General features: G+C 31.3%; 19 protein-coding genes. 12 read left to right on the top strand and 7 right to left on the bottom strand.

The annotated features are described in order from the left end of the window. Window positions 1-8 precede the first annotated feature (8 nt). The 4 genes from PGC35_RS20250 to PGC35_RS20265 all read left to right on the top strand — a co-directional run bounded on the left by PGC35_RS20250 (window position 9) and on the right by PGC35_RS20265 (window position 3,272). Window positions 9-431 carry an SMI1/KNR4 family protein gene (locus tag PGC35_RS20250; RefSeq protein ID WP_375220454.1) on the top strand — a complete coding sequence of 141 codons (423 nt, stop codon included), beginning with the start codon at window positions 9-11 and terminating at the stop codon, window positions 429-431. A gap of 302 nt (window positions 432-733) precedes the next feature. Beyond that, on the top strand, window positions 734-949 hold the full coding sequence (locus PGC35_RS20255) for a hypothetical protein (protein ID WP_375220455.1): 216 nt from the start codon (window positions 734-736) through the stop codon (window positions 947-949). 40 nt (window positions 950-989) lie between these two features. Further along, window positions 990-2,459: a PDDEXK family nuclease gene (locus PGC35_RS20260; RefSeq protein WP_375220456.1), complete on the top strand. Its 1,470-nt coding sequence runs from the start codon at window positions 990-992 to the stop codon at window positions 2,457-2,459. Between the two features lie 516 nt (window positions 2,460-2,975). After that, entirely contained in the window at window positions 2,976-3,272 is a 297-nt protein-coding gene (locus tag PGC35_RS20265; RefSeq protein WP_375220457.1) for a hypothetical protein, read from the top strand. Between the two features lie 600 nt (window positions 3,273-3,872). Here the strand turns inward: PGC35_RS20265 and PGC35_RS20270 are convergent. From PGC35_RS20270 to PGC35_RS20300, 7 genes are all read right to left on the bottom strand, one after another. Next, entirely contained in the window at window positions 3,873-4,403 is a 531-nt protein-coding gene (locus PGC35_RS20270) for a DUF4269 domain-containing protein (RefSeq protein ID WP_375220458.1), read from the bottom strand. A gap of 360 nt (window positions 4,404-4,763) precedes the next feature. Continuing rightward, entirely contained in the window at window positions 4,764-5,036 is a 273-nt protein-coding gene (locus tag PGC35_RS20275) for a PqqD family protein (RefSeq protein ID WP_375220459.1), read from the bottom strand. 10 nt (window positions 5,037-5,046) lie between these two features. Further along, the gene (locus tag PGC35_RS20280; protein ID WP_375220460.1) at window positions 5,047-5,850 is read right to left on the bottom strand and encodes a nucleotidyltransferase domain-containing protein; all 804 of its coding nucleotides are present in this window, start codon (window positions 5,848-5,850) and stop codon (window positions 5,047-5,049) included. Window positions 5,851-6,041: 191 nt separating this feature from the next. Then, complete coding sequence (locus PGC35_RS20285) at window positions 6,042-6,821, bottom strand: ABC transporter permease (RefSeq protein WP_375220461.1); 780 nt, start codon at window positions 6,819-6,821, stop codon at window positions 6,042-6,044. Between the two features lies 1 nt (window position 6,822). Further along, a complete protein-coding gene (locus PGC35_RS20290) occupies window positions 6,823-7,599 on the bottom strand; it encodes an ABC transporter permease (RefSeq protein WP_375220462.1) in 777 nt (258 codons plus the stop codon). Continuing rightward, entirely contained in the window at window positions 7,592-8,554 is a 963-nt protein-coding gene (locus PGC35_RS20295; protein WP_375220463.1) for an ABC transporter ATP-binding protein, read from the bottom strand. Before PGC35_RS20295 ends, PGC35_RS20290 begins: the two co-directional genes overlap by 8 nt. Further along, window positions 8,547-9,275 carry a CPBP family glutamic-type intramembrane protease gene (locus PGC35_RS20300; protein WP_375220464.1) on the bottom strand — a complete coding sequence of 243 codons (729 nt, stop codon included), beginning with the start codon at window positions 9,273-9,275 and terminating at the stop codon, window positions 8,547-8,549. The genes PGC35_RS20295 and PGC35_RS20300 overlap by 8 nt, the downstream gene beginning before the upstream one ends. A 424-nt stretch (window positions 9,276-9,699) precedes the next feature. On the opposite strand from PGC35_RS20300, the gene PGC35_RS20305 reads away from it, so the two are divergent. The 8 genes from PGC35_RS20305 to PGC35_RS20340 all read left to right on the top strand — a co-directional run bounded on the left by PGC35_RS20305 (window position 9,700) and on the right by PGC35_RS20340 (window position 18,888). Then, window positions 9,700-10,584, top strand: a complete 885-nt coding sequence (locus PGC35_RS20305; protein WP_375220465.1) for an NAD-dependent epimerase/dehydratase family protein — start codon at window positions 9,700-9,702, stop codon at window positions 10,582-10,584. After that, window positions 10,581-11,429, top strand: coding sequence for an AAA family ATPase (locus PGC35_RS20310; protein WP_375220466.1), 849 nt, complete (start codon window positions 10,581-10,583; stop codon window positions 11,427-11,429). Before PGC35_RS20305 ends, PGC35_RS20310 begins: the two co-directional genes overlap by 4 nt. Next, window positions 11,426-12,730, top strand: coding sequence for a DegT/DnrJ/EryC1/StrS family aminotransferase (locus tag PGC35_RS20315; RefSeq protein WP_375220467.1), 1,305 nt, complete (start codon window positions 11,426-11,428; stop codon window positions 12,728-12,730). Before PGC35_RS20310 ends, PGC35_RS20315 begins: the two co-directional genes overlap by 4 nt. Before the next feature lie 152 nt (window positions 12,731-12,882). Then, window positions 12,883-14,340: a hypothetical protein gene (locus tag PGC35_RS20320; protein WP_375220468.1), complete on the top strand. Its 1,458-nt coding sequence runs from the start codon at window positions 12,883-12,885 to the stop codon at window positions 14,338-14,340. A gap of 14 nt (window positions 14,341-14,354) precedes the next feature. Next, window positions 14,355-15,011 (top strand): NUDIX domain-containing protein, encoded by a 657-nt coding sequence (locus PGC35_RS20325; protein ID WP_375220469.1) that lies wholly within the window; start codon window positions 14,355-14,357, stop codon window positions 15,009-15,011. Window positions 15,012-15,023: 12 nt separating this feature from the next. Beyond that, on the top strand, window positions 15,024-16,301 hold the full coding sequence (locus tag PGC35_RS20330; protein ID WP_375220470.1) for an ATP-grasp domain-containing protein: 1,278 nt from the start codon (window positions 15,024-15,026) through the stop codon (window positions 16,299-16,301). Between the two features lies 1 nt (window position 16,302). Next, entirely contained in the window at window positions 16,303-17,757 is a 1,455-nt protein-coding gene (locus PGC35_RS20335; RefSeq protein WP_375220471.1) for a hypothetical protein, read from the top strand. A 30-nt stretch (window positions 17,758-17,787) separates the two neighbouring features. Further along, window positions 17,788-18,888, top strand: a complete 1,101-nt coding sequence (locus tag PGC35_RS20340; RefSeq protein ID WP_375220472.1) for an amino acid--tRNA ligase-related protein — start codon at window positions 17,788-17,790, stop codon at window positions 18,886-18,888. The last annotated feature ends 19 nt before the right edge of the window (window positions 18,889-18,907 follow it).

The raw sequence follows: 18,907 nt of genomic DNA on the forward strand, positions 1-18,907 counted from the left end.
GCGATTAGATGGAATGGATACTTCAAAAACCATTACAATCATTACAAGAAGTAAAACGATTTGAGGAAAAATACGAGGTAAAATTCCCCAAAAGCTTTAACGACGTAGTTATAGCATACAACGCAGGCAGACCGCGACCAAACGTTTTTGACACAACGACAAAAAAAGAGATTGTGGCAAAGGCATTATTATCATTTGATGCACACCATCTCGAAAACATTTGGGAAACGACAAGTAACTTGCAAAAACGCTTACCAGCTAATATTATCCCGTTCATGAGCGACCAATTTGGTAACTACATTTGCTTCGAATTTGATCCATTAGAAGACGAACCCCTAGTAGTTTTCTGGCATCACGAGCTTGGCTTGGATCAAGTCCAACAAGTCGCACCAACATTTCGCCAATTTTTAGCTAATTTTTATGGAATTTAAGTAAAAACATGTAGACGTTCTATTACTAGGTGTAGGTATACATGGGGATATAGGTATTAATGGACTTGGTACATCGTTTTCAAGTAAAGAAGCCTGGTGAAAATATGAACTGACCTAGCGATATGAGGCACATATAAAAAACACCTATTTAGGCTAGTCCATTCACCTATTACTCTATACAACAGGCCTCAACATATAATAATGCTTTTCCATAATAGATGCTAAAGTTAAAGTACGCCATAGGATTTATTAAAAATTCAATTGAGATGAATTTTAATATAAAAGTTGGAAATAATTTAAACATGGATAAAAACGTACAATTTGAAACCAAACAGCAAATTATAAGTTGTTATAAAATGATATTAGACAAAACTGGTGAATTCCCTGAATATTCTGATTTAATTAATGAAAACTGCAAAGGAATATTAGGGAAAATAATTGAGTTTGGAGGTATTCAATTCGTATTTGACGCATTAGATTATAAAAAAAAAACTGAGGCCATACAAATATTGGAATGATATAACTAATTTACTTAATGTTTTAGGGGAAATTACAGAATTGATAGGGCATTTTCCAAGCACCAATGATTTAATTAAAATTAAGGAAAATGGGATTATTAGTGCCATTCATCAACACGGCGGACTTTCAGCAATCTATAAAGAGATGAATGTTACCGTTAAGAGAATGAGATGGGAGACATTAGAAGATGTCGTTAATGTATATAAAAATTTATATGATGAATTAGGGAGAATGCCCACTTTTCATGATTTAAAAGCGAGAAACCTTCAAAGTATCCGTAATATGGTAAAAAAATTTGGAGGTATTCAAACAATTTATAAAAAATTATGTATTGTACCTACAATAAAACCTTACGGGTATTGGAATGATATTGAAAATGTGATAAAAGAACTTCGAAAAATTGAAGAAGAAATCAAACACTTTCCATCTTCAGATGAATTAAAGAAAATGGGAGGGAATACAAGCTTAATAACTGCAATTCAAAAAAAACATGGGGGATATAATAAGGTCCGCGATTTTTTTTCTGAACCTAGTAAGCATGTTCCCCCCGCATATTATTCTGATTTTGAAAATGTCTTAGCTGTAATAGAAATCTGCACCCAAAAAGTTGGTCACTTTCCAACAATTGTTGAATTAGAATCATTTCGTCCAGGAATTAAATTTGGAATACTAAAATATCATGAGGGATATAAAAAGGTTCGTAATCTACTAAACCAAAAACATCTATCAGTACCTCCAGGGTATTGGAAGAATTTTGATAACATTCGTAATGAAATAGAATTACTTATAGATAAACTAGGAGGATTCCCTACAATTAAAGATATGAACAGGTATGGACCCCCAGGTTTGAGCACAGCTATAGCTGTCCATGTTGGTGGAGTTACTATACTAAGAGAAAAACTTGGTATCCCTCCACGATTTAAATCACAATTTGAAAAAAGAATAAAAAGTATTCTAGATGCTTATGTAGAGGATATAACCTCTATTGATAATAGAAAAAAACAATTAAATAATGACTTTGGAATCAATTTAATACACCCTATAACAAAAAACTATATGGAACTTGACAGATACTATCCAGATTTTAAGGTTGCCTGTGAGGTCCAAGGAACTCAACATAATGAAGAGGTAGAATTTTTTGCAAAACAGAAGGGGTTAAGCGCTAAAGATTACCTCGAACAAATTAGACTTGTTGACAAATCCAAGAAAGAACAATGTGAAGCACAAGGAATACAATTAATCTATTTTTACGATTGGATGACAGTGGAAGACATTATTAGTGTAGTAGAAGGTTTCTTACCTTTACGTAAAGTACCATCTAAAATTGAAATATTTCCAGAACTCAGAGATACTAAGGAAGAAATATTAATTGTATTAAAAGCGTTAGAGAACGAGACAGAAGAATTAAAGGCAAAAGATATTAAAAATTTTTCGAGACCATTCTATGAAAGAATGTTATCTATTTTCGGAACTACTGCTAATGCAATAAAAGCTGTTAGATTAAAATGAGTATTAGCTACTGTTTTTATCGACTGGAACAAGCAGAATCTGTAGCCTATATCATGTCAAAATACTATGGATTAGATACAGACCTAACTTCGACTGGCTATATTGCTACATGGACGTTATGTCTATGCAGAAAAGCACTTTCAAAGGGTTTTTCTGCATAGACCTTTTTGGGGTAAAAAGGATTAATAAATGGCTAAATTTCATGAATCCCAATAAATTTTTTATAGCTTAGTTTACATAACATCAGAATCATGAAGTATTTATCTTAATTCTGATAAATAAAAAAAGATCGGCTACCCTGTAAGATAGCCAATCTGTATGAATTACCCGCCAATTTTAAATGGAATTTAATTTTCATAAAACGAAGAAGAATTGATCTTAGTTGAAAACGATCAACTCCTTAAAGAAGGACAATTATATTTATTTGTTACAAAATACTTGGAAGAAGAAAATTGGCATACGTTAGTACCTGTTTATGGGACAAGCTTCGTAAAGATTTGAAGGGAGAGAGTGTATATGAGCAATAAAATTATACAAGAGATGAATAGAATCGAAATACCAAAAGAACTTAGTGAAAGAAGTAAAATAGGGGTTTCAAAGGCAAAATTAGAGATGGGAAATTCTAGATTTAGATGGTCTTATATTATTGGACCTGCAATAGTAGCTTCATTAGCTTTAGTAATTTTTATGCCTAGCTACTTTACGAATGATTCGTCGCTGGAAAATCCTATTATTAAAACGATTGAATATAGTAGCACCTTTGACTTATCGGATACTGAGGATGAGTTTAAAAAACAGATAGAGGCGATATAGGAGTTCATCCAGATGGGAGGAGTATTCAGTATGTAAAAAGGATTCATAAATGGATGCTTGTGGGTGTGCGAATTAAAGTTAGTGGAAGTTTAGTAGTAAGAAGCTCTTATACTCTCTAATTGGCGTTTGTTTAGTAGGTTCTTCTCTCTTATGAAGAAATGGGCGAAGATATTTATTCCATCTAAATGCACAAGCTATTTTGGAGCGACCTAGCAAGAGGCTTGCCTCTTCAAATCCAGAAATTTGCGTTAGTCCTTGTTCAACTTTTTTTTAAACTATCTCTTTAAGAAGAATGTCTTCATTAACAGTCCAACTATCTTTTCTAATTTTAACATTCATGTTTTTCACCCTTTGTTTTTTACTAATATATGCTAAGTGGGATTAAAAGAATCTTAATATTAGGCTCTTTTTTTCTACAACTAAAGAGTCAAGTTAGTTGAATAAGCAGTAGGAATTCAACCACTGAGGAAGATATTTTTAGCCCACTGAACGTATTACTTGACAAGAGCATTATTTTTAGCAGAGAAGAGAGGTTTTATATCGCAATTGACAAAAAGTGTAGACTAGACAAGTTAGGTCTTAAATAGCATTTAAGATTAATTAAATAATTTCTTTATTTTTTCCGAATTCTAAAAGGGCAGAGTATGGATCGCCTTCTAAATTTAAAAGTTTGCAAAAAGCATGTTCCGTTTTAAGCCCTAGTTTTTTTAGAATAATTACTTCGTCTCTAAAACTAGGGTAATACTTCAGTATTGAATTTTCAATTATCATATGGAGATATGCATGTTGTTCTTTTACTGGTTGAGGTTGACCAAATAGTTCAAAGTCGAACTCTTTAAATCTAAAATTTGCTTTAATTACTGGAATATTTCGGATTGATAGTTCTTTTAGTGAGAAATCTTTTTGGTCTCCATATAGCGCAAACACTTTTTTCTTAAAAGAAGGAAAATCTACAACATTCATAATAATATCTAGATCGGAACTTTCTATATCAATTTCTAAAGGTAAAGTACCACAAAGAATGGGGGAATACTCAGATAAATTATCCATGATTTCCAAATTTTTGATAACTAAATAAGCTCTCTTTTGTTTTGTATTGCCGAATTGTAAGTAATCAATTGTTTCAAACATAAAATTCCTCCCATTAAGGACATTTAATCACATATATTGTTAATTGTCATCGGATCTTATTGTTAGCTGATAAGTTATTTCTGTAATAAACATTTCGAACAGAAAGTCATAGAGAGAGGGGACGTATTAACTAACCGGGTAGGTTAGTTGAATAGAAAGAGGGGCATTAAATTGGTTATAGTTATATTAATGATAATTAAAGGGATTGATACAATTATCTAAAGATCATTAAATATAAAAAAGCTGATTTTCTGTCCCTTGAGAAAATCAGCTTTTTGGTTAAATTATTGGAAGAGATTTACCGTTCTATTATTGGCATTTCATTTATAACAATTTATTTTTGGGAAATAATTTGTGCAACTAATTACATTCTTCTATAGCATTGATTTCTTTTAAAAAGTTAATGTAAGTGTGTACATCCTTTTTAATAATTTCTTCGTTAATATCATATTGACTATTTACTTCTTGAACTATCTTTTCTGAAGAAATTTTATCTTCTAACAGATCCCATATAGTTAATCCTAATTCATTTAGCTCAAAGGCATTACCACCACTAAGTAGCAGGTGCTTATTAGCAATATTCCGTACTCTAAAATCCATATTTTGGGTATAATATATAGTAGAAATAACCAACACTCCTATTTCATAATTTATATTTTCTAATTAATTTATTTATAAACTTTATCCGTTTCTTGCAATTCTCTTCTATTTTTTGAAAGTCTTCTCTCTCAAAAAATAACTTTTGAAATTCTTCTAAAATGGTTTTAGTTTCAGGGTCGATAATGCTTAAATTTTTCATATTTATATATGCCCATTTGTCTCTATCAGTACTTACACCTTTATATGATAAATAACTTAATAATGATTTTATCATTGCCGTATTTAAGATGATGTAGGCTGTTTCATATTCACCTTTCTTCATGTTACCTACTATATCTTCATACATGAGGTCGATAATATTTACATTCCAACGATTTAATAAAGTAAAATAATTATCTTTATTAAGGCTATTTAATAAATCATTAAAGCCTTTAAAGTTGATTAAAGGTTGTCCCATAATGAAGCGATGAAAGAATGAAAAGATAGATTCAATATTTATATTTTCATAATTTAAGCTGTTTGCAGTTCTTAATTTGGTGTCTGAAAGATTAATGCTGTCCAGTTGTTGAAGTATAGAGTAAATAGCTGTGATGTCCCAAATTTCAACATCACATTGCAATTCATTGATTAAAAAGAACTCAGTTTTTCGATGTTTTTTCTCGTATTCAGTTTCGCGATAACTATTAAATGAATCGGTCAAAATAAAAACATCAAGGTCTGACTTTGAATTCCCTATCCCTTCGATAAGAGATCCACTTAAAAATATAATGTCACTTTCCTTATATTCTATGCGCTCTAGAATTTCTTTCGTATTGATTGTATGTTCACCTATTTCAAATACTTTCATATCTTTTCCTCCTAGTCACAATGGGATCTTTTTAAAAAAATCCCAAAAGGTCAATCATGATGTAGTTGTGAATATTTAGACACAACATGTTCATCTGTTAATCTTAAATCTTATTATTTTTGTTTACTCAATTTTGAACTTTCCTTATGAATTAGTGCCTAAAATTAGAGACTCTGAGAGGTACAAGGATTTTAATAAATATCAATATTTCCTCTTATTCTTGCTAATCTCTCGGTTATTATAAATGAGAGATAGCCTAAAAACGTGTATATTAACCCTATAATAAATTCCTTAAGTAATAAGTGGACTACATCACTAAACGGTACACCGTCTACAATTGCTCTACCTGCACTTAACCCATTTGTAATTGGAATAAATTCAGAAATATATTGAAGTGGTTCTGGCAAATAGGAAATTGGAAATATGGCGCCTGTAAAAAGCATAAGAATAAAAACTAAAAAATTTAAAATTAAATTTAAATCAGTTAATAGTAAACCGACACTACTAATTAATAAGCCCATCCCCATAGAGGCAAACATAGTTATTAATATGCATATTAATAGATGGATAAAATTTGTATTTGAAAAATCTAAATCGAATATTAGGAATCCAGTAAAGAGTCCTAAAAATACAGTAAGAAGGGAATCTAAAATATGTATGAAGCCTCTACTTACAAATAAATAAAAATTGTTCGTAGGAGAAGCGATGAGTGATTTTAAGGTTCCAAAAGAACGTTCACTAACTAAAACGGCTCCTACTCCAAATAAAGAATTATACATACTAAGTAATAATGCATTTCCCAACACCCAAGGTGTAATATCATTTGAATCATAAACATGTTTTGCTATCAAACTAAAAAATAAAAGTTGAAATATAGGAGTAACAACTTTAAATAAAAGATACAATTTGAAATCTAAATAGCCATACAATGCTTTATAAGATATAAACGATTGATAAAAAAACCTTTTCATGTCAATGTACCCCCAAACTACCTCTTATCTTAGTCTCATAATCAATCTTCTTATAAAGAAAGTGAGAAACAATGAAGAAAAAAATAATTAAAAATACTAAAATTACTAAATTTAATATAAATAAGTTTGTATTTTCAATACCAATTATACTTTCTCTTAATAATTTTGCAGACCAAGTAGGTGGTAATATATATGAAAATATCCTTAGGAAGCTAGGTAAAAATTCAATAGGTACCATAATTCCACATAAAATATATACAGGATATTCTAATATGTTCATAAGTAACCTTGAATTTCGAGAAAGCGTAAATAGGTAACCCATCAACATTGATATTACTGAAAAAGCTAATATAGTCAAAAGAAGTGAAAGTAGAAATGAAATAGGATGATTTATAATAATGTCTAATGAAAAAATAAATTTTAGGACAACAAAGCTTAACAGCATAGAAAAAATGCCTAATAGCAGGTTTCCGATTACCTTTCCTAAGAAGATTATTCTAAAATCAGTTGGTGTTATATAAATAACCTCTAATGTACCCATATATCTTTCTCTTTCAATATCACTGGCGGAAGAATTGATTATGGTGCTCCATAAATTAATTAAACCAACACTTACGATAATATATTCACCAATGTTGATGCTTTGATTTTCTTTAAGTATTAAGAAGAATAGGCATGAGTAAAGTACCGGTTGAAATAAAATAATAAACTTAAAAGTAGGTCTTGCAAAGGATTGCTTTGCTTGGAGTAATGTACTAGCCCATATAATATTAAACATATTGTTCAACTTCTTTCACATAGTGAATATATACATCCTCTAAAGATGTATTTTTAATTGTTAAACTTAAAATACTTAAATTATTTAATTGAGAAGTAATGTTATTAATATTTTCATAAGGTCTATAGCATTTAATGTTTAACTCAATTGTGTTTTCATCTATTTCTTTTTCTATTACCTCTATAACATCATTATTTTCAAGAATAATATCTTCTTTTAGAGAATCCTTACTTAATTGAATTTCTATCGTTGAATAAGTATCCATATTTTTTTTGAGGTTTTCAGGGGAATCTAAAACTTTTATTTCACCTTTATTTATTATTGCAATACGATCACAAACTTCATCTGCTTCTTCCATGTAATGAGTTGTTATCAGTACTGTTGTACCCTGAGAAGCAAGGTCTTTAACGATATTTCTTAACTCTTTTGCACTAATTGGATCCAACCCTATAGTTGGCTCATCTAAAAAAAGGATTTTAGGGTTATTGATTAGGCCACGGGCAATTTGTAATTTTTGTTTCATTCCTTTAGAGAAGGTTTCTACTCTCTTATCTCCTTGATTATTGAGACCAACTAATTGCAATAAATCATCAACACGTCTTTTTTTAATTTTTTTATCAATTTTATATAAATCAGCAAAGTAATTTAAATTTTCTCGAGCAGTTAATCTCCAGTATAAATTTCTTTCTCCACCATAAACAAAATTTATATGGGGTCTAATTTTTTTGTCTTCTTTTAAAGTATCATAACCTAGGACTTCAGCAGATCCAGAAGTTGGAGAGAGTAATGTAGATAATATTTTAATAATTGTTGACTTTCCTGCCCCATTTGGACCTAATAAACCAAATATTTCACCTTCGTTTACAGAAAAAGAAACATTTTTAACTGCATAATTTATCTCTGTTTTAGTTACATACTCTCTAGATAAGTTAGTTATTTTTATTACTTCATTCACGAATAGTTGCTCCTTTTGAAAAATAATATATACGATATTCTTTTATAACATGAAATAAATTAAAAGAAAGATGAGCAATAATAGAGGGGAAGATTGACCATGTAAAAATAAATAATAGAGCAGAAAAAACTGAAAAACATAACTGGATATAAAAATCTTTTTTGCTAAAACTATCCCCCCACTTTGTTCCGAAATGAGCAACGATGAATAGAATTATACTCAGAAAGAATCCTATAAAAAGATTTTCTCTAAATAAATAAATAATAAAAACTCTAAAAAACATTTCTTCAGCTATAGCTCCAAAAATAAACGTATATGTATTCATTAGAAAGAAAAACTTATTTGGTTTATTACTCATGAATTCTAATTGCATTAGGATAAAGTCTTTATTTAATGAATAGAGCCAAGTTTTATAGTCCAATATTATAAATAAAAGCCCCAATAGGCTTGCCGTAATCACTTCAAGCAAACTTATTTTTAATAGATTAGATCCAAAGCCTAAAAAAAAGAAAGGAATAAGATAGGGAACAATATACATACTTCTTCTAAAAAAAACTATGGTTTTATTGTATCTTTTGCTGTACATCTTTTTGGCATTACCTACAAAAATAATACTAATCACCCAAAATAATATTAATATTTTAGATTGTTCAGTAAAAAAGCAATTAGTAATACATAAAAGTAAAATACTTGCCCATAAAATATTATCGCTCTTATTCAATTTAATTCTCCTAAATTCTCCTAAATTAATATAGAAGAAGAACTTGAAATTAATTCTTCGTCCTTCTTCCATACTACAAGATTAAGTATTTACATCAGTTTCCTTTTAATTCGATAGCTAATGCTGCAGGTAATACGATCTTTTTCGCCTTTGGCGCGATATACTTTTTCATTGATTTCACCTCCTTTAAATAAAATCGAAAACACTTATAAGTAATTTTATTACAAAATAACTATATTTTTGTATATAACTAAGATAATAGTATACTATCCGAAAAAAAGAAATAGTAAAAAAATTTGTTGATTATGACATTTTTTGTGATATGATGAAATTAATTTTCGAACTGTCTGTAATTTCTGTATTTTTAATATATTACATTATACATTTTTTTTCAATAGTGGATATAAATGGAGGTGGAAAGGGTATGCGGGTCTTAATTACTGGAGGGGGTGGCGCACTAGCACAAGTGTTAGCTCCCTATCTCTCAGAGCAAGGATGTATTGTTACACTACTTGATAATCGAAGAATTAATTCTGAACTTCAAACAATTACAGCAGACATTAGAGATAAAGAAAGTTTAAAGTTAGCAATGAAAAATCAAGATTATGTAATCCATACAGCTGCCTTACATGGTATACATATCGGCAAATATGATGATAAAGATTTTTTTGATGTAAATATTATTGGTACTTACAATGTGCTTAAACAAGCAAAATTATCAGGTATAAAACGGGTCATTTACGTGGGTAGCACATCTGTTTACGGTATTTCAAAACGAACTTTCTTAGAAGAGACTGTGTTAGTAAATGAAGATAATAAGTTTAGTCCCCTAGATATAAATGACTTATGTAAGGTGCAATGTGAACAGATATGTGAGTATTTCAGGAAAAATTTTAGCTTAGACTGCATTAATTTAAGGGTAGGAAGATTTTTTGTAGATAATTTAATAGATTTTAATTTAACTAAATTAGTTGGAGGTGTAGATCTATTAGACGTTTCTCAAGCAATTTATAAAGCACTTCGTATAAAAAATAATAAAAACCACACATTTTGTATTTCTTCAAAAGTACCATTTAACAAAGAGGATTGTGAAAAACTAATTACAGAAGCTGATGAAGTGATTGAGAGATATTATCCCGGTACTAAATCTCTGTTTTACAGTTTAGGAAAAGAACTTCCTAAAAGTGTCCATAGAATAGTTAGCATTGAACGGGCAGAAACGGAATTAGGATATTCTCCTATTTTTAACTTTGACTTATTTTTAGCTGAATTAGAATCAGAGATGATTGAGAGGAAAGTGTTGTTATGAGTAAAGCAATAATGTTCCAAGGTGTCGGTGCCAATGCTGGTAAAACAGTATTCACGAGATCATTAGTTAGGCTAATAAGTAATTTAGGTATAAAGGTCTCTCCTTTTAAGCCGGTATCCGTAGGGGAAAAATTTGAAACAGTAGATGGATTATTTTTAGATTTTAGGATGAGAATATTATTAGAAGCTGCAAGAAGTATACCAACTTCTTATAGTGCACCTGTTCAGATAATAAAACAAAAAAATAATATTGGTAGACTATTTGTAAATCAAGAGGAAATAGGGGACGTAGAAATATATGCGAAAGATATAGCACTTTTACATAAGCTTCCTAAGGATAATCTAGATTTAATCAAATTAACAATAAAGAATTCTTATGAATCGTTATTAGCAGAAAATGAGATTCTAGTTATTGAAGGAGCTGGAAGTCCTTTAGACTTAGGAATTCATGATATTCCTAATTATTATACAGGTATTTTATCCAACGCTCCAATTATCTTAGTAGGAAGTGTAAGCGCGGGTGGGGCGTTTGGAAGTCTTCAGGGGACATTGTTGAACTTTTCTGAGGAATTGAAAAAAAACATAATTGGATTTGCACTAAACGATGTCGGATTTGGCCTAGAAATAGCTGAAAATCATGCTAAGAGATTAGAGGAAATTACAGGTATAAGGTATTTAGGGAGTTTTCCACATTGTTCTATATATGATGAAATACCATTGGGTAAGAGTTCTAGTTTAATAAGTACTGAAGCGGAGTATGAGTACCTGGGTAAAAACTTTGAGCAATCAATCAATACGGAATTAATTTATAAAGCAATTAATATTACCAAAGGGGCGAGAGTATGAAGAATAGTACATGCGCAATATTTGGAGGACAAAAAGCGGTAAGCGGTAAGGTTTTAAAATGGCCACCGGTTGAAATAGAAGAATACGATGTTGTTAAAAATATGTTAGAGAGAAAAGAACTTTCTTATTATGGTCGTGAAGGTAAGATATTAGAGTTGGAAGAAGACTTTAAAAAATACCATAATATTAATTATGCCTTAGCTACTAGTTCCGGAACAGCGGCTTTACATTCTGCGTTTGTAGCATGCGATATAGGCCCAGGTGATGAAGTAATAGCACCAACACATACTTTTTTAGCAACAGTTACACCAATAATTGCTACAAACGGCATTCCAGTTTTGGTTGATTGTGAGCTGGATACAGAAAATATTGATCCAAAAGGAATTGAAAAAGCAATAACAAAAAATACAAAAGCTATTGTTGTGACACATTTATGGGGTCACCCTGTAGAAATGGATCCAATATTAGAATTAGCTAAGAAACATAATTTAAAAGTAATTGAAGACTGTTCTCACGCCCATGGTGCAACTTATAAAAATAGAAAAGTAGGGACTTTGGGAGATGTTGCGTGTTTTAGTTTGCAAAGTAAAAAAATTGTTTCGGCTGGTCAAGGCGGAATGCTCATTACTAATAACCAAGAAATTTATGAAAAAGCAGTTTTATTTGGTCATTTCCGAGTTCGATCTGAAGATTCAGTAGTAACCCCAAGTCTTAGACAATTTTCAGACACAGGGTATGGATTGAACTATCGAATGCATAGTTTGGCGGCAGCAATGGCTGTTGTGCAATTTGGAAAATTAGATGAAAGAATATTTATAAGACAACAAAAGCTTGATTATCTAACAAAAGGATTAACGAGTATAAAAGGCATTACACCACCACAAACTCGTGAACATGTAACACGAGGAGCCTTTTACGGCTATAAACCTAGATATAATTCAGCTGAATTGGGCGGACTCTCATATGACATGTATTTGAGAGCTTTACAAGCTGAAGGCGCTAAAGTAAAGTCTACTGGATCTAAACCTTTACATCTTTCACAACTATTTTCAGGAATAAATGATGGACTGGATAACTTCTCCGCTTCACTTCCGAGTAGCAGAAAAAGTTATAAACTAGGGGATTTACCAGTAAGTGAATTTGTACAGTCGATTTCTCTAAGTTTACCTACTTTTACTTATGAACCATATTCCTTAATTGACGAATACCTAGAGGCTTTTTATAAAGTTTCAAATCAATGGGAAAATCTATTAGATTTAGAAGAGAGCCAAAATAAAACACTTGTTTCTGATATTCTCTAAGTAATTTGCTTCCTCTTTATGTTAAAAAGCAAAATTTATATGAGTAGTAATTAGAGTAGATATTATAGATCGTAATACTATTTATTATTCCAATATTCTTGATGTCAAATAAGCCACATAAAAGAATGTATTTCGAAAGGATGTGTGCAAAAATGCAACAATTATCAGAATTGAAATCGGTAGATTTAGAAGAAAAATCCGAAAGTCAAATCACAGAGAAAATTAAAAAGCTAGGTTTAGTACGAGAAGCCTTTGCAGCAATACAGATAGACATGAACCCTGTGAGTAAAAAAGTGGGTGATGTAAAGTATGATGCAACTCTTTGTGATCATAATTGTACAACAGTATTAAATGGGGAACCCACCGGTGGAAATTATACATGCCCAGCTGCTATTTCGTTAAACAAAGGTTTGAATCCAAAAGACCTAGCTCCAACCGAGAAAATAATACAAGGTTTGAAAAGCAGTTTAAATGGTATTCTTGCCTCTCGACCTGAATTCTTTTCTACTATATTTCCACTATATTGTATTGAAAATAAAATTCCCTCCCACATATCGAAAATATATGAAAGTATTCTTCAAGAAGAAACTATTGAGGTGAATTTGTTTGGTGGAAGCCCTGAAATACATCCTGGAATTTTATCAATAATCCAAGATATACAATCCGGTGGACATAAGGCCCACTTAACAACAACTGGAAAAAGAATGATGACTAATCCGAAATTTTTAGAATCTTTCTTAGAAAATCCTTCAGATTTATTAGCATTTGGCGCAGATGACTTTGAAAGTGTTGAATTTCTAAAAGGTTGTTTTTCTATGAGTCTAGATGATTTAAAAGATAATTGGAAAAAAACTCCTTGGTATCAAGGTCAAAGGAAAAAAGCATATGAAGCAATTTATATTACTAGAATTGCAAAAGATAATAAAAAATTTCCTCCTATTTTATATAACTTGGTTGTCCACCCTGGAAATCTTAACGAAATATATGAAATCTTTGATTATCTTACCGAACATGCACCAAACGTTGTATTAAACCCATATCCTGTCCAAACTGCTTTCTTTGGAAGTGAAAGTGAATATAATGAGAGTCATTTACAAGATTTAGAAAAATTAATAGATACTATCATTGCAGAACATATTCATTATGCTAATGGTGGTCAATTAAGATGGAATATAGTTACTAGAGTTCATTATTGGCTCATGTTGAAATCGGTTTATTTAAACTTTAATAACACTAAAGAGCGAGCGAATATGATAGGCGGGGAAAATCTTTGGACTTGCTACAAGGCGCCTGGAGCTGGAAGGTGTGTTCAAGTGGCAAGTTCTCAAACAAAGTATGAAGAGGGTAAAGATATTCCAGGTGGACATTTAGGGTGTTTTTGGAATTCAAAAACAGTAAATGACAACAGACAAATATGGAATATGAATGAGAATGAGATTAAAAATTGGATTTTTGATGGAAGAGTAGAGTTGGGTAATACAGCCAAAAATCCTTGCAAAGGTTGTGGCTTTCCTAGAATGTCATTCGATTCAATTAGTTTGGAAATCGGTTTAGGAGACACTATACGAGACACTTATTTTAAATTACGAAAAGAAAAGATAGGATTCTAAAAGTGAGGGAAACTATGGAAACGAAAATTAATATTAAAGAAGTAACAAGTCAACAACCATTTTGTGCAGGGGTAATCATTACAAAAGAGGATAAAATTCTCGTAACACTTAATACTGACGGGCTACCTAAAAATCTTAAAGGTATTTCATTGAGAGTTGGAGGGGTCGGTGGTGGACAAGAACCCGATGAAAATATCCTAGAATGTGCTATTAGAGAAGCGAAAGAAGAAATATGTGTTGATGTAGAAATTATGCCCTCAAAGTCAACTTTTTTTCATAATATTGATGAAAGCAAAATTGAGGAAATAGACGTAAAAGATGAAATTCCCCCTTTGTTATTTGAGCGTGTCTCGAATCCGCGACCTAATGTACCTTTTAAAGAAGGTTTACCAATCGGTCCGTATATCTATTTTGGTTTGTATGAAGCTAAATTAAATAATTGGGACGAGATTAAAGCAGGAGATGATGTTCAGGGCCTATTACTTCTTCCTATTAAGGAATGGAATAGTTTATTAGATGGAAATTGTACGATTGCTGATGTGAAAAATAGAGGTGCTGAACTTATCCATAATAACTTAGATGAAAGCACAAAACTTTGGGTGTCACCTCAAGAATCATTTGGAACCGTCAGTAAATTATTATTAAAAAGAAATCAGTTAATGGGTTTTTAAAGGAGAGATAATATGTCAAATGAATGGATCTTAACAATTGGGAGTACTAGACAATCTGGAGAATTTCAAGAAGCAACAAAAAATGATTATCCTTGGCGCATCAAGCATGTGGTGGAAGAACTAAAACCATGGACATCGAAATCTTTGGATGAAATTATGACAGAATGTATAGATATAATTGAAAACATGGAATTTGGACCGATCGCAATGATTAACTTTGGTAGAGCAAGTGTACCTTATGGAATTGATACAATTGCCTTGTGTTTCGAAAAATTGAAAGAAAAATATGCAGAAAAATTAAAAGAGACTAAAATTATTGGACCAACAGCTGAGATGGCACAAATTTTTAGTGACAAATGGTTAATATTCAAATCTCTTTCCAATCTCAACTTACCTTTACCACGCACTCTAAAAGTTGATAAAAAAAGTCTTAATAAAGTAAAAGAAGAAATTTTGGAAGGAAAGATATCGCTTCCAGCTATCATTAAAGTAACAGATTTAACAGGTGGATCTGGCATGGAATATCTGGACAGTATTAATGAAATAGATAAAACAGTAGATATACTTTCTCAACTAGACAGGGATTTAATAATTACTGAATTTGTAAATGGAGATGAAATCTCATTTGACGTACTTCGTTTAGGAAATGAGTGTTTAGTATTTCCACCTGGCGTTAAAACAAAAACTGATACAAATCTAACTCATGCTGACCATAAAATTAAAGTTAACGGATTAGTCAAGCAAATGGATAGCCTTGAAAAACAAGTAAAACAGATTTCAGAATACTATGATTTACAAGGTTTTTTTTCCATAGAGGGTGTAGTGACAAATAACAATCCAATAGAGTGGAAAATATTGGAGGGTGCAACTAGAGTAACAAACAACTATCAAATGCAAAATCATTCAATTGGTTTTGATTCATTTTTAGCAATATCACGGTATCTAAGAGGTTTAAGTTGGATGCCAGATGAGAACAATTTTATGCGTTTATCTCTTTCTATTCCGATATATGTGCATCGTCAAAATGAATCACTCAAATTACTTCAAGATCAATCATGGGTTCTTCAGGTTAAAATAGAAAATCTAAGTGAAATGCCATTATCCAGGGATTCTCGTTCACGTCTAACAATTAAGATGGAAGCCGATAGAGACTTAGATGAAAGACTATCTTATATTGAAAAAGCCACAGGTGATAGTGAACTAATCAAACGTGTCAATAATGAACTAAGAAGACAGTTGGAATATTACATTTGTGAGTCTCAAAACTACGAAAATAAGGTGTGGAATTAGTATGAGACAGCAGGTTTTAAATAAAGAGTTAATATTTTCAGATGAAAAATCTAATCTGTTTTCTAAAGTGGAGTCGCTAGGGTTATTAAACAAAATGTTTGGTGGAATTCAGATTGATGTAAATGCTGCATTAAAAAAAAACAATAATGAACTCTTTGAGGCGCACATGTGCGACCATAACTGTACCATTAAGTGGAATGGTGTAGAAACTGGTGGTAATTATGATTGTCCAGCTGCATTTTCTCAAAACTTGGGAATAAATAAAAAAACAATTGCTACTGGAGAATTAATTGTTAAAGCAGTGGAAAAAGTAGCTAATTCTATTAAAGATTTAAAGCACGATTTTATACTTAATAAGCTGGATTCCTATGGGAAAGAGTTTAATGTTCCTGCTCAGGTCTTAGAAGTATATAAAGATTTCATAGATTGTGATGACATTGAGGTTGCATTATTCGGAGGTAGTCCTGAAATTCATTCTGATATTTTGTGGATGATAGAGGAACTCAAGAGCAAAGGCTATATAGTTACTGTAACCATGACAGGAAGAAGATTAATGTTACAGCCGAGTTTTGTAGAAAAATTAATGGAAAACCCACCACATGTTATTGCTTTAAGTGCTGATGACTTTGATGGAATTGAACAAATAGAACATATTTCAAACTTGTCTTTAGAAGAAATAAAAGCAGAGTGGGCTAAAATACCAAAACAATTTGGACAAAGGCAAAAAGCATATGAAGCTATATACACCATTAAATTAAGGGAGCAATATGGTGACAGATACCCGAAGCTCTTGCTAAATATAGCACTTCATGATCAGAATTTAGTAAATGTCAGTGAATTTATAACACGTTTATCAAAGTGTTTACCAGATGTAGCTCTTAATCCTTTTCCTGTGCAAAGTGGCTTTATGTATAGTCCAAGTCCTCTCTCTATTGAAGGTATAGAATATTTAAATAATTTTGTGGACGAAATTATTGAATCGCATTTTATAGAGGAAACAAAAAACAATAAATACTCGGCGATTGTTCCACGTTTACATTATTGGTTAATGTTAAAATCTGCTTTGGTTAGATGGAGAGATACTAATAAAGCCTCTGATGTAATTAGTGGTGATGGATTTTGGAGATGTTATCAAGGTATTGGGTCTGGCAGATATATTCAAATTACATCGAGCGACATTGTAGATAATAACCAGAAAGTTGGGGGAGGATGTCTTTCTTGCTTCTGGAATAAGAGTGTTGCGGATTCAAGAGGTAAAGTTTGGGATTTATCAAAAGATGATGTTACTTCTTATATTCTAACTGAGCGTGAGAGTGAAATTCAAAAAGCAAGTATGCCATGTCCAGGTTGTGCTTTCCCAAGGCTTGTTTTTGATGTTATATCAGGAGAAGTTGGGTTAGATAAGTCACTTTTAGATGACTATCTTAAATTACGAAAAAAATACGTTGGTTATTAAAATTTATATATATTATGGAGGTAAGTTAAATTGATTAATACTACAAAAAGCCAATTAAGTCAACTAGACTTAATATCGAAAGTTCAAAACAAAGCAATAAAAGCTGTTAGTAATCACTATGAAGAGAAAGGGCTACTAGAAGTTCCAGTTCCAATTTTGGTAGGTATCACTGGTGCTTGTGAAAATGTTTCTACTTTATTTAAGTTAGGTGATGACTCTCGTATTCATTTAACTCAAACAGGACAATTAGCATTAGAGCAAGCACTTCAATTTGCAAAAGGAGTCTACTGTATTACAAAGAGTTTTAGAACAGATTTTATTAGTGAAAGGCACCTAAACGAATTTACCTTAATAGAAGAGGAAATTTCTTGTAGTCATAAAAGTATTGGCATGAATTACAATGAATATAGCGAAGATGAAATGTTTGATCACTTATTACAGAATATTTCAAATTCTATTAAATCTATGATAGCTAGTGTTTTAAAATATTGTAAGGAAGATTTAATCGAAAGAGGAGTAAATATAAGTCGCCTTGAAACAGCGGTTGACTTGCCATTCCATCGCATTACTTATACTGACGCAATAAAACTATTAAATAGTAGTGGAAATATTGGTCATGTTGAATGGGGAGAAGATTTGAAGTCAAAGCATGAACTTCTATTAATCGATTTAGTAGCCAATAGAGAAAATACCATTCCTTTACCTACATTTGTAACGCATTATCCGAAAGAAATAAAGTTTTTTAATATGAAGGAACATGAACAAAATAGTGAAATAGTAAACAGTGCAGACTTACTTTTGCCAGGAGTAGGAGAGGCAGTTGGAAGTGCGGTACGTGAGCATAATTATGAGAAATTGATAGAAAGACTTTTGAACTCTGTTATGTTTCAACATATACAAGAGAAAGGTCTTGCAACTTTAGAAGACTTTAAGCCTTACCTGCAAGTAATAGAAGATAAGCGTACTGATCCTCATGCAGGATATGGTATAGGGCTAGAACGAGTTATTCAATATATATTAGGTGAAAAGGATATACGAAAATGTTCTGTATCATATCAATTAAATGAGTTAATGGGATTTAATAAAGAGTTACAATTAGCACAGACCGGAAGTAATGCTCCTGGATTCTAAACATATTCAACTATGCGTA

This window comes from Psychrobacillus sp. PGGUH221, assembly GCF_042055255.1.
Taxonomy (GTDB): domain Bacteria; phylum Bacillota; class Bacilli; order Bacillales_A; family Planococcaceae; genus Psychrobacillus.

Excerpts from the sequence above, each read along its gene's own strand:
- PGC35_RS20250 (WP_375220454.1), top strand. The coding sequence starts at position 9 with ATGGAATGGATACTTCAAAAACCATTACAATCATTACAAGAAGTAAAA.
- PGC35_RS20255 (WP_375220455.1), top strand. The coding sequence starts at position 734 with ATGGATAAAAACGTACAATTTGAAACCAAACAGCAAATTATAAGTTGT.
- PGC35_RS20265 (WP_375220457.1), top strand. The coding sequence starts at position 2,976 with ATGAGCAATAAAATTATACAAGAGATGAATAGAATCGAAATACCAAAA.
- PGC35_RS20270 (WP_375220458.1), bottom strand. The coding sequence starts at position 4,403 with ATGTTTGAAACAATTGATTACTTACAATTCGGCAATACAAAACAAAAG.
- PGC35_RS20280 (WP_375220460.1), bottom strand. The coding sequence starts at position 5,850 with ATGAAAGTATTTGAAATAGGTGAACATACAATCAATACGAAAGAAATT.
- PGC35_RS20285 (WP_375220461.1), bottom strand. The coding sequence starts at position 6,821 with ATGAAAAGGTTTTTTTATCAATCGTTTATATCTTATAAAGCATTGTAT.
- PGC35_RS20290 (WP_375220462.1), bottom strand. The coding sequence starts at position 7,599 with ATGTTTAATATTATATGGGCTAGTACATTACTCCAAGCAAAGCAATCC.
- PGC35_RS20305 (WP_375220465.1), top strand. The coding sequence starts at position 9,700 with ATGCGGGTCTTAATTACTGGAGGGGGTGGCGCACTAGCACAAGTGTTA.
- PGC35_RS20310 (WP_375220466.1), top strand. The coding sequence starts at position 10,581 with ATGAGTAAAGCAATAATGTTCCAAGGTGTCGGTGCCAATGCTGGTAAA.
- PGC35_RS20315 (WP_375220467.1), top strand. The coding sequence starts at position 11,426 with ATGAAGAATAGTACATGCGCAATATTTGGAGGACAAAAAGCGGTAAGC.
- PGC35_RS20320 (WP_375220468.1), top strand. The coding sequence starts at position 12,883 with ATGCAACAATTATCAGAATTGAAATCGGTAGATTTAGAAGAAAAATCC.
- PGC35_RS20325 (WP_375220469.1), top strand. The coding sequence starts at position 14,355 with ATGGAAACGAAAATTAATATTAAAGAAGTAACAAGTCAACAACCATTT.
- PGC35_RS20330 (WP_375220470.1), top strand. The coding sequence starts at position 15,024 with ATGTCAAATGAATGGATCTTAACAATTGGGAGTACTAGACAATCTGGA.
- PGC35_RS20335 (WP_375220471.1), top strand. The coding sequence starts at position 16,303 with ATGAGACAGCAGGTTTTAAATAAAGAGTTAATATTTTCAGATGAAAAA.